Here is a 467-nt window from a genome sequence, read left to right on the forward strand (position 1 = left end):
CATCCCAGCACATCCACCTTTTTTGATACCAATAAGAATACCAAGCGCATCTTTTTCTCCCATAATCGTTTTAACACGATTTACTGCAGCTTCCGTCAAATTTATTACCGAAAAACGGCTCATCATTTACTCTTTTCTTGCTCAATAACATTTTGAAAGTGTTTCATCTTCGACACTTTTATTTATCTGGTATATCAAAAAAAACAACAAGCTATAAATTGAAATGTTTTGATCTTTTTTCATCGGAATAAAAACTCATATCCAACAATTTGGATTTGTGATCACGCAAACAGAAACTCTTAAAAGTATCATTTTTCTCCACATCTATTAAGTGCTAGAAAAAATAAATACGTTTAGAAGAACAAAAATTTATCTTATGTCTTCACAATCCGCATAAAATAATAAATGAATATGTATACATATACAGTTATAAAATCAACGAAACTAAGAACTGAACGGTTTAATTA

The 467-nt window shown here is 29.6% G+C and carries 1 pseudogene; it reads right to left on the minus strand.

Annotation, left to right across the window (positions count from 1 at the left end):
• Window positions 1-123: pseudogene (locus J7R05_RS09410) on the minus strand (FeS assembly scaffold SufA); the annotation flags it as partial.
• Between the last annotated feature and the right edge of the window lie 344 nt (window positions 124-467).

Origin of the sequence: Bartonella capreoli, assembly GCF_902813205.1 — a bacterium.
Taxonomy (GTDB): domain Bacteria; phylum Pseudomonadota; class Alphaproteobacteria; order Rhizobiales; family Rhizobiaceae; genus Bartonella; species Bartonella schoenbuchensis.